This is a genomic window from Companilactobacillus furfuricola, assembly GCF_003946325.1.
Taxonomy (GTDB): domain Bacteria; phylum Bacillota; class Bacilli; order Lactobacillales; family Lactobacillaceae; genus Companilactobacillus; species Companilactobacillus furfuricola.
Genome location: NZ_RHNT01000063.1, coordinates 1 through 13572, shown reverse-complemented (window position 1 = coordinate 13572; position 13572 = coordinate 1). Strand labels below are relative to the sequence as shown.

13 protein-coding genes are annotated in these 13572 nt (G+C 36.6%); 4 read left to right on the top strand and 9 right to left on the bottom strand.

Going from position 1 to position 13572, the window contains the following annotated elements; all coding sequences use genetic code 11:
• Positions 1-401: 401 nt before the first annotated feature.
• Positions 402-746: a bacteriocin immunity protein gene (locus tag EKM78_RS11265; protein ID WP_125772317.1), complete on the bottom strand. Its 345-nt coding sequence runs from the start codon at positions 744-746 to the stop codon at positions 402-404.
• 333 nt (positions 747-1079) lie between these two features.
• Between EKM78_RS11265 and EKM78_RS13180 the strand changes: the two genes are divergently transcribed.
• The 3 genes from EKM78_RS13180 (at position 1080) to EKM78_RS11250 (ending at position 4916) form a co-directional block, all read left to right on the top strand.
• Positions 1080-1343: an NUDIX hydrolase gene (locus EKM78_RS13180; protein WP_245995071.1), complete on the top strand. Its 264-nt coding sequence runs from the start codon at positions 1080-1082 to the stop codon at positions 1341-1343.
• Complete coding sequence (locus EKM78_RS11255; RefSeq protein ID WP_125772315.1) at positions 1333-4227, top strand: DEAD/DEAH box helicase; 2895 nt, start codon at positions 1333-1335, stop codon at positions 4225-4227. The genes EKM78_RS13180 and EKM78_RS11255 overlap by 11 nt, the downstream gene beginning before the upstream one ends.
• Positions 4228-4376: 149 nt before the next feature.
• Positions 4377-4916 carry a plasmid pRiA4b ORF-3 family protein gene (locus EKM78_RS11250; protein WP_125772313.1) on the top strand — a complete coding sequence of 180 codons (540 nt, stop codon included), beginning with the start codon at positions 4377-4379 and terminating at the stop codon, positions 4914-4916.
• Positions 4917-5020: 104 nt separating this feature from the next.
• On the opposite strand, the gene EKM78_RS11245 is transcribed toward EKM78_RS11250, so the two are convergent.
• From EKM78_RS11245 to EKM78_RS11210, 8 genes are all read right to left on the bottom strand, one after another.
• Positions 5021-5701 carry a DUF4097 family beta strand repeat-containing protein gene (locus EKM78_RS11245; protein ID WP_164507328.1) on the bottom strand — a complete coding sequence of 227 codons (681 nt, stop codon included), beginning with the start codon at positions 5699-5701 and terminating at the stop codon, positions 5021-5023.
• Between the two features lie 328 nt (positions 5702-6029).
• Complete coding sequence (locus tag EKM78_RS11240) at positions 6030-7568, bottom strand: multicopper oxidase family protein (protein ID WP_125772309.1); 1539 nt, start codon at positions 7566-7568, stop codon at positions 6030-6032.
• 159 nt (positions 7569-7727) lie between these two features.
• Complete coding sequence (locus EKM78_RS11235) at positions 7728-8699, bottom strand: Lreu_0056 family protein (RefSeq protein WP_125772308.1); 972 nt, start codon at positions 8697-8699, stop codon at positions 7728-7730.
• Between the two features lie 210 nt (positions 8700-8909).
• Positions 8910-9626, bottom strand: a complete 717-nt coding sequence (locus EKM78_RS11230; RefSeq protein WP_125772305.1) for a B3/B4 domain-containing protein — start codon at positions 9624-9626, stop codon at positions 8910-8912.
• Positions 9627-9635: 9 nt separating this feature from the next.
• Positions 9636-10130, bottom strand: a complete 495-nt coding sequence (locus EKM78_RS11225; RefSeq protein ID WP_125772303.1) for a GNAT family N-acetyltransferase — start codon at positions 10128-10130, stop codon at positions 9636-9638.
• Between the two features lies 1 nt (position 10131).
• Entirely contained in the window at positions 10132-10584 is a 453-nt protein-coding gene (locus EKM78_RS11220; RefSeq protein WP_125772321.1) for a MarR family winged helix-turn-helix transcriptional regulator, read from the bottom strand.
• A 98-nt stretch (positions 10585-10682) separates the two neighbouring features.
• Entirely contained in the window at positions 10683-11357 is a 675-nt protein-coding gene (locus EKM78_RS11215; RefSeq protein WP_125772301.1) for a type 1 glutamine amidotransferase, read from the bottom strand.
• Between the two features lie 13 nt (positions 11358-11370).
• Positions 11371-12159, bottom strand: coding sequence for a hypothetical protein (locus EKM78_RS11210; RefSeq protein ID WP_245995070.1), 789 nt, complete (start codon positions 12157-12159; stop codon positions 11371-11373).
• A gap of 94 nt (positions 12160-12253) precedes the next feature.
• On the opposite strand from EKM78_RS11210, the gene EKM78_RS11205 reads away from it, so the two are divergent.
• Entirely contained in the window at positions 12254-13093 is an 840-nt protein-coding gene (locus tag EKM78_RS11205; RefSeq protein WP_125772299.1) for a hypothetical protein, read from the top strand.
• Positions 13094-13572: the final 479 nt, after the last annotated feature.

The following is a 13572-nucleotide window of genomic DNA, read 5'->3' as shown; positions in this document are numbered from 1 at the left end:
GGAACCGTACGTACGGTGGTGTGAGAGGTCGGTAGCCTAGCTACCTCCTACTCGATCGGCTGAGGGCTGTATCCCCGAGCCCCTCCGCCTTGATTGATATTCCTATCTTTATTGCTGTGGTCAGCTCCATTCTGGGTTTACCTTTGACAGATTTATTTCTCTCCCTAATTCTCACATGTCGTTTTAACATTCTATCTTTGTTTGTAAAACATCAAAAGCAAAAAAAAGTTCATAAACCACATGAATATAACTAAAATATGGAATAATAAACCAATTGTAAAAGAAATAGGAGTTCAGGTTTATTGTAACTTTTGAACTCCTTTTTTATTTTAAATCATAATTCATCTCAGATTGCGGGCATCTACACCTTCATTGATTTATACAAATTAATAATACTTTGATTATCTTTGCAGCATGTCTTTGAAGATGCTGTAGAATTGTGATTTGTTTGCAAAGTCAGCTAGATAGCGTCCGTTTAGACCTGCTTTCTTGCCGTACGTTCCTAATTCTATTAGTAGTGCTTCTTCTGATTTTGTTAATAAAATTCTGCCGAAGCCTTCCACGTAACAGTAATTTACCATGTGATTTACTAATACCACTGGATCCTTTGATTTATCCAATTTTTTGTATACTTGCATCAATACATCAATGATATTCAACAAGTGTGCATTTTTAGCTTCCCGTGAATTTAATTGATCATACAATTCTTTGATGTTTTCCTTTACTTGCATTACGTCTTTTCCCATACTGATCTCCCTTAACGTTAATTTATTTAAATATTAATATACAAAAAAAATAAATCGTTGCTTTTCTTTTCAACTCTCATCATATCCGATCAAATGATCTAAATATTTTGACTTATTGCCTCATTATTTATACCTTTTGATCTGATATACTGGATCTATTGTTATAACTTTCAATAGGAGTGATGAATATGGGTAAAATTCAAGTTGTGGGAGCTATTATTATTAAAGATAATAAACTACTTGCTGCACAACGGGCCGCTGATCGTGTTTTAGGAGGTTGTTGGGAATTTTCCTGGCGGCAAAATTGAACCGTCTGAGTCTCCTGAACAAGCTATGGCTCGTGAATTGAAAGAAGAATTCGGTGCTACTGCTACTGTTTTTGATAAATTCTCAATTGATGGCGTGGCAGAATTGGAATTTGGCAAAGTTGTCCTGCATTGCTATTATGTGCAACTTACTAGTGAAATTACTAAAACGATCGCACATGATGAATTACGCTGGGTAACTCCTAAAGAAGCACTGGATTTGACTTGGGCTCCTAGTGACGTTGCTGTGATCAAGGCATTGGCGGAGACTGGATTTAATTATGAATACTAATGAAGAAATCCTGAATGGATTGCGTTTTGGATTTTTTGACAATGCCACACCTGCTTTAGATCGTTATCAACCTGCCTTAGTTACCAATCATAATGGAACTGTTTTAGACACATTGGAGGAAGAATTACGTAGCTCTGATTCGTTCACAATTGCAGTTGCCTTTGTTACTTTAGGTGGTTTATTAGATTTAAAGAGCACTCTTGCAGATATTGCCTCTCATGGTGTAAGAGGTCGGCTTATCACCTCAACTTACCTTCGTTTTAACAACCCTGATGTTTTTGATGACCTTTTGCACATCCCTAATCTTGACGTCCGTGTTTTAGATCAAGACGGATTCCATACAAAAGCTTATTATTTCGATCATCAAGACTACGAAAGTATTCTGATCGGTAGCGCTAATCTGACTCAAAATGCTTTGAAGAAGAATTTTGAGTGGAATCTTCGTGTCACTTCGACTGAACGTGGTGATATTGTTGCTAATGTAAAAAAAGAATTAGATGCCCTTTGGGAAAATGCTAAGGAACTGACATCAGGCTGGATAAGCAGTTACCGAAATCAATGGCAACCATCAGACTATGCAAATATGATATCAAAAAGGACATTAAAAGTTGCTGAATCGCAAACGATCACTCCCAATCAGATGCAGAGACCGGCTTTGAATGCTTTAACGAATTTGCGTACAGTTCAGCATGCAAAAAAAGGGCTGATCGTGGCAGCAACTGGGACTGGTAAAACCTATTTAGCAGCGTTTGACGTTCAACAATTCAATCCTCAACGAGTTTTATTTGTGGTGCATCGCGCACAAATCTTGAATAAAGCATTGGAAAGTTTTAAAAAAGTTTTAGGTGGCTCCGAAAGTGACTATGGGATCCTTACCGGAGCTAAAAAGAAAAATCTAAATGCCCGATACCTTTTTGCCACTGTCAATATGGCTTCAAATCCACAAATTTGCGAGCAATTTGGAACAGATGCGTTCGACTACATTATTATTGATGAGGCCCATCGGGTCAGCCAAAATCAACCTGGTGAAAAACAATCAATGTATCAAAAGTTAATGAATTTTTATCAGCCAAATTTCACCTTAGGCATGACCGCGACACCTGAACGTACCGATGGAACTAATGTCTATGCTTATTTCGATTATCATCTGGCATACGAAATTTCTTTATTAGACTCACTTGACAATGACTTATTAACACCCTTCCACTATATTGGCGTGACCGACTATGAAAAAGATGGGCATGTCATTGATGATAAAACGAGCCTAAAATATTTAATTTCTGATCAACGGGTAGATTATATAATCTCTAAAACCAAATATTATGGTCCCAGAAATAACGTTCATGGATTGATCTTCGTCAGTCGCGTTAATGAAGGGCAGGAATTATCGACAAAACTCAATCAGCGTGGGATAAAAGCTTGTTTTGTCTCTGCTAAAGATAGTGTTGAAACTCGTGAGCAAGCCGTTGAACAATTGGAAAGTGGTGATTTATCTTATATCATCACTGTAGACATTTTCAACGAAGGTGTAGATATCCCCTGCCTTAACCAAATCGTCATGATGCGACCTACCCAATCGAGTATCATCTTTTTGCAACAATTGGGACGGGGTTTACGAAAGAAAAAAGGCAAAGAATCCGTTACGATCTTGGATTTCATCGGTAATTACGATGAAAACTATATGATCCCCATGGCTTTTGATCGTTCTCACACCAGTAATAAGGAAAAAATCCGTAAACAAATCATTAGCCCCAGTATTTCTGGAGTATCCACCATTAACTTTGAAGAAGTAGCACGTAATCGTGTATTAGAAGCCGTTTCAAAGGCCCGATTAACTGATATGAAACGTTTCAAATCCGCTTGTTTTAATCTTAAAGATAAGATAGGTCACAATATCCCAATGCTGATAGATTTTGAAAAAATAAGTACCCTTGCTGTAGAAGATATAGTTGCAAAATTTAAAACTGTATACGATATGCAAAATAAATTTGAATCAAGTCCGATACCACAACTCGATCCTACTCAGTATGCATTTCTAGATTTTATTTCAAGAGAGATAGCTGTCTCAAAGCGTCCCGTGGAAGCTTGGATATTAAAGCAATTATTTCAACGGCAAGTATTATCTGACGAAAACATTTTAACAGAGCTTCAATCAAACAATGTCTACTGTGACAATGAATCTCTTGATAGTGCATCTTCAATTCTTGATTTATCTTATTATATGGACAAGAATCGAAAAAAATATGGTAACCTGCCGTTAATCGAACGAAATCATGGCAAATGGTGCTTCAGTGATAAATTCAAATCTGAATTACGTTCTCCAACTTTCCAAAATTATTGTAAAGATGCAATCAACGCAAACTTATGGCAATTGCATGAACAGCCAGCGTCTTATCGGGAAAGATTTTCCATCGGTGAAAAATACTTTAGAATGGATGCTATTAAACTTTTAAACTGGAAGAAAGAACAAAATCCACAAAATGTCGGCGGTTATATTATGCGACCAGATGAAAAATTTCTTCCTGTCTTTATCACCTTACAAAAAACTGAAAAGTTTCAAAATAAAATGGCTTATGAAGATGAATTTCTTGATCGTTCAACTTTGCGCTGGTTTTCTAAAAGTGGACGCACCACTTCAAGCAAAACTGAGCAAAAAGTTATTAGTCACCGGGGTTTTGGTATGATCCAACTTTTTGTGAAGAAATCGGACGACGATCAACGTGAAGGTAACGATTTCTATTATCTAGGTTCTGCAAAAGTCTTCAATGCCGAAAACACTTTGGCTAAAAACTCGGATGAAAAACAAGTGAAACTAATTAGCTTCACTTTGCGATTAGAACATGAAGTCAACTTGAGTTTATATCGGGCGTTGACTGAAGGATAATCATGGAAATATTTAAAAATCTACAAGCTTGTGGCTACGTCAAAATTAGGATAATAGAGTCATTTTATTTCTTTAAGCAATTTGTTCCTTATCAAATAATCTGCAATAATGAAGTTAACTAATAATTCTTTAAATAGAAGGAGAAATTTATGAGTAATGATGCTGTAGCAATGGAACTGAAAATCACTTTAAACGAAACTCCCGCAACTATCAGAAATATTGTAGTACCACTAAGTATTCGTTACGATCAATTGCATGTTTTGATCCAGCTTGCTTTTGGATGGACTAATTCGCATTTATATGCTTTTATGACTGCTGATCGTCAACAAAGTTATGAAGGTTATGTCGAAGGCGGTGACGTTCCCTTTGGCAATCCACCGATCCAAGCAGACAAAGCTTACGTTTATCCAGATTTAGAAAATGGTCCACTAGCTTATACTTACGATTTTGGTGACGACTGGGAACATGAGATCAAACTAGTTAAATTACTTGATTTTAATGATATCCATGATATTGCCTTGCCATCATGTGTTTCAGGAAAAGGTCGTAATCATCAAGAAGATCGGATGACATCCGAATTAGGGCAAGCTTTTTCAAAAAAGCGGATCAACAACCAATTAGAACTTTGGTCTCATGCAGGTGAGCAAATGATCCGAGCTGATGATATGGGATTGATGCCTAAATATTAATGTTAATAGAAACTACGTAAAAAATCGTTGGGAATCCCCAACGATTTTTTTATTGAACTGAATTCAAAAAGACGTGAAATCGGTTTCCTTCTTCAATATTCTTGTTACTGATTATCAACAGTTACTTGTCCAGAACCACTATTAATCGTTAAAGGATGCTTCCCGTTTTCGTTAAACGTCTGACCACTGCTAATTTTCTTCTCGCCATTCAACTTAAATTGACCATTTTTAACGGTAACTTTGAGACCATCACTTCTCAAATCATGAATATTAGTTGCTCCATTATGTTTGCTAAGTTTTCCGTGTTCAATAATTTCCAAGCTATTGGCCTCTGTCGTCCCATTTTGATGAAGAATTGCTATTTTCCTAACCTGGATGTCACACAAATTCAGTGTTCCATTCAATTGATGAATGTCAATTGAATCTAAGATTTCTTTAGAGACAACTATTGTTATAGTCGGAGATTTTCCAAGCTCCATTTGATGACTGTTTGAATCTGATTCAGATATCATTAACTTATCACCATTTTGATTGATTTTATATTGATCTGCTACGACATTGCTTAATAAGATCGTGTTTTGACTACCCGATTTGATTGTTACTTTTGCAGTCCTTACATCAATGTTTAATTTCATGGTGTCATTCAGTATCTCCACCGATTTTGAAGTCAAACTATCTATCGAAAAATTATTAACATTCAATCTTTTGTTTGCCTTGATCATCCCAAAAACAAAGACTACCAGGATTACAACAATTATTAAAATCAACAGTAATATTTTTTTCATAATGCCTCCTATGTATATGAATATAAATAAAAAATATTCATTTTTGTTGCAAAAAAATAACATCAGTACAAATAAATATTGTATTGATATTAAAATCATTTTTTAATCATGAATGAATAATAAATTAATTCATTCATTTTGTCAACAAACTAGGATGATTTTATGACCAGCCAATTCAAATCTTTTAGCACTCTCTAATCCAACCCTTCTATCAAATCCGATCATCAGCGTAGTTGTCATCTGGACATCTCCTTATTAGAGTTGAATCGCAAAAAAAGAGTTGGTCCACAGCATCTTGCTGATTGATCAACTCTTCATTTGATACTCGCTACATCTTCATACCGCATTTTTCATATGAATCCATTCCTGCCATCCAAAGGTCCTCTGGCTTAATGCCTCGTTCTTCGGCAAAAGCATTCATTAATGTGTCCATATCCATCAACTTATATTTTGGCATGGGTTTATTCGGTTCAAAAGCCTGGATCTGTGCCATCATGCCGCCATCTTCATGTTCAATAATATGGCAATGATACATATATAATCCTGGTAAATCAAATCTGACTAAGATGCGTACTGTCTCCCCTGGGTTTACACCGACGGTATCCTTGAACCCATGTTCATTTGGATATGGCTCATGACCATTACGACTGATCACTAAAAATTCAGTGCCGTGCATATGAAAAGGATGAACCATACCGTGTTCTGGATCATTGGAATTGACCACATCCCAATATTGAGCTTTTCCAACTGGCTGTGTAGCATCGATACGTTGCATTTGAAATTTCTTACCATCAATAGCAACGCCTTCATCCATCCCACTCATGACCACTTTTCTGATTGGAGTATCAGATTCAACTTTAGGTGCTTTAACATCAAAAAGTTTATCGGGAATAACCGCATCATCTTCAGAAAATTTATGGATCCTGAATTTCACAAGTGGCGTGTCATCTGTGTACAAAGTGACGACATCACCTTCATGATAGTCTTTAAAGTCGATCACGATCTCTGCTCTTTCCGCACAAGTTAGCATCAATTTAGTTAGCTTGACAGGCTTAGGCAACAAACTACTATCGCCAGCGATCTGCGTAAATTCCAAGTCATCTGACAAATGTAAACGCCATTCCCTACGGTTAGCCCCGTCGAGGATCCGCAATCTCAACTGTTGCGTTATCACATCAAAATATGGGTTAACCGTGCCATTGATCAGCGGTGTCGGACCCGTTACCCCATCAGGATTATAATCTGCTCGATAATCCAATTGATTATTTTCATGAAAATGTCTATCTTGCAAGACTAGTGGGATATCATCCACGCCATAATTGTTTGGCAATGGTAAATCATCAGTTTCTCGGTTGGTGACTAAAACCATTGTTGCTAAGCCATGCCAAACTTGTTCAGCCGTTGAAGGACAAGGATGGGCATGCAACCAAGTAGTTGCTGCCGGTTGATCAAGCGTGAAATCGATCTGCTTTGATTCACCAGGATAAACCGGTGCGTGGCAACCACCATCAATATAAGGCCCAGTTACGATCAAACCATGCCAATGAAAAGTAGTTAATTCTGGCAAATGATTTTGCAACGTCACATGAATGTGCTTACCCGCAGGATAAACAATTGTTTGACCAAGGATACTATTGTTGTAACCCCACGTTTTAGTCTTTTCACCAGGAAGTATTTGCGTTTCCCCTGCCTGAGCAGTGACTGTATAGTAAAGATCAGTCTCTGTCTCTTTATCTGGTTTTAATAATGGTGGAACTAATAACTTCTTCTCTGGAGCATCCGCTGTTTTCAATGGAATATAGGCTCCATCTTGATCATCGAATGCTTTCTTATCAAAGAAATAATCTGTGTAAACTTTTTCAGCCATATTATGTGCCTCCTAAAGAATTCACTTTAAGTTTAGCACTCAATAAAGTTAGTTTTGATAAAAATGTCATATTTTGGATCTCATATACATAAAAAAATACCACCTTAATTAAAAGATGATATTTTTCTCGATTAATTTAATATTGATTTCTTAATTATACTAACCATTCAATGATCTCAAGTTATTTGCTGCAGATTTGACGGCTTGTTTTTGAGATGAAGTTGAATAAAATTTCTTTTCTAATCCTGAAAGACTGATTGAAGACTCCATCATAGTTTCTTCAGCATCAACATCCGCACTGTTTGGATCAAGCATCGAATACGTTACTTTGTCACCATTAATAGTAAATTGAACGCCAGATGTTCCTGTTCCGCCTGAGATAGAATATTTATTTCCAGATGGTCCAAACATAAGATGACTTGCAAAATCCAAATTTGCTCCTTTGGCCTCCTGATAAACCATTAAAGCCACTAGTTTTGGATCACGTTCTAGTGAAGAGCTAGCCGAATCTGATGATTTTGTCTCAAAATCATTTGATTTGGAACTTCCCTCATCGGTACCATTAGCAATTTTGGCAAAATTTGAAGCCACATCAGTATTCTTAGTTGGAGCAGCCACTAACGGACCATTGGTAGTTTGGTCGACCAAAGCCACTGGTTGAACATCGTGGAAAGCAAAGAAGTAAGTTATCCGTTGAGTAGTTGAATCACTGTCGCAATCGTAAATAGCTACAACATTGTAATCGTAATTACCCTTGCCATTTTTACTCCATCCGATTGTTGAATTAGTATTATTAACGCTTTCTTGCGACAAGTCTGCTGGATAATTGGCACCGGTGACTGTTTTGATTGAATTAGTACCATCATATTTAGTATATTCTTGATGCATTGTTGGTGCCCATTGGTTGATGAAAGATTCCAATTGCTGGTCCTTCTTATTATTCCAAAGCGTGGTTGGTTGTTTTTGATTATTTTTCTTACTAGAATCATCCGAAGACTTCTTACTTGTCGTGATCTTAGATGTGGCAGTTTGAGACTTCTTGGAGTCAGAATTATTTTGTCCACCGCAACCGGTTAAAATTAATCCAACAGTGAACAGTAAAGCTAACGAAAATATCCTTCGACGTTTCATAAAATTTGATTTCCCCCTATTTATCCCTCGACAGTAAATACATCTAAATTCTATTCCTAGTTCAATGTCGATTCAACAATATAAATATATTTATATTGTTAGTTTAACAAATTACCAACGGATCCACATCAAAACTAAAATAAGGCCAATGAAAAATCAAAATAGCATTTTTACCGAAATCAAAGTTTAAAATTATGTCAAATTAATTTATTAATGGACGATCACTTGTTCTGTCTGGTCTCTTGTTAACTTCATAACTTCACCCTTCACTTGAAAGTTATCCAAACATAGCTTATGTAATTCCTTAATTGCTTGATCCGAACGATCTACTTGTTCCTGATTGATTGCTTCGATCACCAAGACGGCGTTTGTAGTATCATTCGTCAACATCGTTCTTTGCGCTTCACGCCAATTCATACTGCGACAAATTGCACCTTTTTCATCATAATAGATGACTTCATCTGGTAACGCAGGATTATCTTCCGTCTCGCCTAACGGATAAAAACTTTCGCCACCTTTAGCCGTTCCCAAATGTAAATCACCAACTATTTTGTCAAGATCTTCCCCACCACAAGGACTGGCAAATTTTAAAGAGATGCTGTTGTAAATGTCTACTAAGGGATTGATCGGTGTCAAGGACTTCCCTTGATCTACTCTTTTTAGCAATGCTTCGATCGAACTGCGGGCACCCTTTTTGGTCTTAAATTGTTGAAGTGCTTTTCGCCACTGATCGATGACAGGATTGAAACGAAATGTTTCCTCTTTCAAATATTGTTTCGACTGTTCAACTGCTTCATCTAATAGTCCTTGAAATTTAGTTTCGTCTTGAATATTTGAATGATTATCAAGCTGATTAAGCATTAAAATGTTAATTTGACCATCTGGGAACAATTCCCAAAATTCTGGATCAATAATAATTTTTTTCATAGTTTTCTCCTACAATTGTTTCGTTAAAATATAATCCGTCTGGGGATCATCGCCTAATTGAAAAACGTGCTTTGATCGATGTTTGAATCCCTGCTTTTTGTAAAAAGCTTTGGCATTTTCGTTGTGCTCCCAGACTCCAAGCTTGATTTCTTTGACCTGTGCCAACTTAGCAGCGCTAATTGCATGATCTAATAAAAGTTTCCCTATGCCATATCTCCGAAAGTCCTTCAGTACATAGATCCGCTCCAGTTCAAAGCCGTCTTCGTCCAAATTTTCCTTTGAGTAAGCTGCCGTTTTCCCATCGATCTTTAAAAAATAAAATCGACTGTTAGAACTTTTTAATTCACTTAACAGTTGTTTTCTTGAATAAGCTTCAGTTAAAAAAGTCTCCATATTTTCTGGCGTATTAAATTCAGCAAAAGTATCCCAAAAAGTTTGTCTCGAAACTTGCTGTAGTTCAACTAGGTCTGATTCGGTTAGTACCTTTATTTCAATTGTTTCCATCTTAGTAATCTCTCTTTTTCCCGCTTTTGACTAAATCCCAATCATCAGAAATATTTTCCACGACGAGATTTAATAAATGTAATAATTCTGTTTGTTGTTCAGGGGTCATATTTTTCATAGCAACACTATTAGAATAATGTTCCTCGCGAATCAACAAAGGATACAATGCTTTCCCTTTTTCAGTCGGATAGATCTTCTTGATCCTTTTGTTATTAATATCGACTTCCCGAGTGATAAGTCCTTTTTTTTCAAGCTTTTGGACCGACCGCGCCACGGTAGTTTTATCCACTTTTAATAAATTAGTCAAACGTCCCAAATGTATTCCCGGATCCTCACATATCCGGACCAAATAAATATACTGCCCCCGATTAAGTTCGATATCTTGAAATTCAATATTTGCGATTGAATCTAAGGAACGAGCAATTATACCAAGTGGTCGCAATATTTGTATCATCATTTCACCTCATTTATTAGAATAATGAATACATTAATACCCAACAGTTGCAAATGCAACTATCTTTTAAAAAAAAGAAGCATCTTTCAACATGCTTCCTACTTTCCCGCAGTAATAAAGTCTAAAATCTTAAACATGCAGGCTTTGTTTTCCTGCGGAACTGGTCGATCAATAACTTCTTGAGCTGTTTGGTCAAAAATCGAACCTGCCAAATATGGAAAATCGTTAATAGCCATTTCACGGACGTTCTCAATTTCCGGCTCTAAATGAAATTGCAAACCCACCACATGGTGACCTAAAACAAAACCTTGATTTTTCAAGCCTGGGCTAGAGAAAAGTAACTCTGCTTGCTTAGGTATCTCAAACATTTCTTCATGCCAATGAATGACGGACAATTTATTTGGTAAATCGGGAATAGCCGAACTTTGTAAAGTCACTTCTCCCCATCCAACTTCTTTTACAGGTGATTTACCTACAGGATATCCCAAGGCCTTACTAATTTGTTGTGCCCCAAAGCAAGCTCCAAAAATCGGCTTATCTTGTTCCAACAATTCTTTAATCAAAACTCTTTCATCACGAATAAACTGATCTTGATCATTTGGACTGATCGGTCCACCTAAGATGACCAACATATCTGTTTCGTCAGCCGCAGGCAAAACACCATTAAAAAAACCAGGATAGTAAGTATAAACATCGTGATGGTGCAGTTTTGCCCATTCTAAAATTGAACCTGCGCCCTCATTTGGGGTATGTTGCAAAATATTGATCCGCATAAAAGCACTCCCTTTATAATAAACTCAAAATTCGGATGACAATGAGAGAAAAACAAATATAGACTATCGCTTGAATCATGAAAGCAATCGAGAAAATGATCATAACTCCAACTGCCATTGTCAAAAATGACTGCTGTTGGAATATCAAACAAATAATCGTTATGCCAATTAAGACGATTACCCAAGGTATAACACCTTGGTTGACGGTATGAAAGTCTTCAACACTTAAATCATAACCAGTACTGGCAATTAAAGTAAATACAATTATACTCAAAATAATAAACAGCCAAGAAGCATGGCTGTACATCGAAAGCAAATTATCAAGCACAGCCATAAAACCAAGATTTAATAAATTGAAATCTATTTTATCGGCATTTTCAAAAATAGAAAAATCAATATTACTATTTAACAAGAATTTTTGAAGTACTAATAAAACAATTGAACACATATAGTAAGGTGCGATACCAATAAAAAAATTACCCAGCCGTTGATAAAGACTACGTTGGTTCCACGAATGTTCCACGGAACCCAACGTACCGGTATTAGCATAATGGATGTTCAAAAGTTGGACCCTATCGACATGATGCCGAAATAATAATGCAAAAAATGCATGACCAAATTCATGGATGATCACACCTAGACCACCGATTACTAATTGACTATTTGGGCCCAAGTTGTTCACTAACATTTCCTTTGAAAAATGCCCTATTTTTGACGTGACCCAGGCCGTTAAATATGGAACTAAAGCAAAGGCAATTAGCACTAATAAAACCCATTGAAAAAAGCTACTGAAAATCTCCACAACGTCAACTCCTATCAAATATGAGTCTAATTTTACACCAAAATATTTTTTCAGTCTTTTCTTATATGTATGTAATGCGAATTATTAGAAATAGTTGTCATTATTTGATAAACTAGTATTAACTAATAAATTAGGTCTACTTAAATTTAAGCCAAGAAAAGAGTCGATGCCCCATATGAAGAAAATAATCCCGCTCCTTGTTTTACTGCTGATACCGTTAGGGATCAGTGCCTGTTCTACCGAATCACAATCCGAAAATTCCGCCTCAAAATCAGAAACCACGATCGTTAACAAGCCTGAACAAACAGTCTCTGATGACGAAATTCAACAAAACAAACAGAAGTGGGAAAAGGAAACCAAATCACTCAAAGTAGTACATGATAAAGTTTCCGTTTCTGATTACGCAACCTTTCCCGAGGACTTAAAGAGTCTCAAGAAAAATAACGACTACGTCATAAGTGGTACAGTTACAAATTTGCAAAGAATGACTGACAACAATGAAAACGCCATGACCAAAGCTACCATCTTAGTAACAAAAGTCATCAAAGGAAACGAAAAGCTGGAACAACATAAAATAAAAGTCAGCTTCTCTGGTGGAATCACCAAAAATGCCAAATCCAAGAAAGTATTCATCCAAAAGTCAGCCGTACCAATTCCTGAAATAGGATCAAAAATAATAACAGGAATTAATGCTTACGACACAGATAACGCTGACAAGAAACAAACAGAATACTTAAAAGAAAATGGACTAGACGGCACAGACGCCTTCGAAATCTCAGTCCCAGAATACAACCTCTGGATAAAATCAGAGCACGGCGAAAAATACCATCTAAATAACCAGACCCTAACCGGTAAAAACGCCACAGACAAAAACAAAAAATACGCCAAAGAATTAAAGAAACTAACCGAGCAACTAAATAACAATTACAACTAAGTAGACAAAAATATTTGTAAATATAATAAGTAAAAATAAATAAAAAAGCTTGAAATTACAAGAACGCATAAATGAAATAAGAAAATGCATTCAAAATAATTTCAGGCTTTTTTTCATCCAAGAAAACAAAAATATCAACATCACCCTATAAGGAGCTATGCTTGGGCCTGGGTCTGGATTTGGGTTTGGGTTTGGGTTTGGGTTTGGGTTTGGGTTTGGGTTTGGGTTTGGGTTTGGGTTTGGGTTTGTCTTTGATCTTACCAGAAAAAATAGAGACCGAGATAGACATGTGAGAAATAGGAAGCAAGAAAAGTGCCAATTTAACCAAAAAAAATCGGTAAAACTCAAAAACCAAGAAAGATTGTATACCCACCTAGGTGGAGGGTCGGGGCGCTATATGGGCTCAGCCGATCGAGTAGGAGGTAGCTAGGCTACCGACCTCTCACACCACCGTACGTACGGTTCCGTATACGGCGGTT

Coding starts and splice junctions, on each gene's coding strand:
- EKM78_RS11245 (WP_164507328.1), bottom strand. CDS start 5,701: ATGAAAAAAATATTACTGTTGATTTTAATAATTGTTGTAATCCTGGTA.
- EKM78_RS11240 (WP_125772309.1), bottom strand. CDS start 7,568: ATGGCTGAAAAAGTTTACACAGATTATTTCTTTGATAAGAAAGCATTC.
- EKM78_RS11215 (WP_125772301.1), bottom strand. CDS start 11,357: ATGCGGATCAATATTTTGCAACATACCCCAAATGAGGGCGCAGGTTCA.
- EKM78_RS11255 (WP_125772315.1), top strand. CDS start 1,333: ATGAATACTAATGAAGAAATCCTGAATGGATTGCGTTTTGGATTTTTT.
- EKM78_RS11250 (WP_125772313.1), top strand. CDS start 4,377: ATGAGTAATGATGCTGTAGCAATGGAACTGAAAATCACTTTAAACGAA.
- EKM78_RS11230 (WP_125772305.1), bottom strand. CDS start 9,626: ATGAAAAAAATTATTATTGATCCAGAATTTTGGGAATTGTTCCCAGAT.
- EKM78_RS11235 (WP_125772308.1), bottom strand. CDS start 8,699: ATGAAACGTCGAAGGATATTTTCGTTAGCTTTACTGTTCACTGTTGGA.
- EKM78_RS11220 (WP_125772321.1), bottom strand. CDS start 10,584: ATGATACAAATATTGCGACCACTTGGTATAATTGCTCGTTCCTTAGAT.
- EKM78_RS13180 (WP_245995071.1), top strand. CDS start 1,080: ATGGCTCGTGAATTGAAAGAAGAATTCGGTGCTACTGCTACTGTTTTT.
- EKM78_RS11225 (WP_125772303.1), bottom strand. CDS start 10,130: ATGGAAACAATTGAAATAAAGGTACTAACCGAATCAGACCTAGTTGAA.
- EKM78_RS11265 (WP_125772317.1), bottom strand. CDS start 746: ATGGGAAAAGACGTAATGCAAGTAAAGGAAAACATCAAAGAATTGTAT.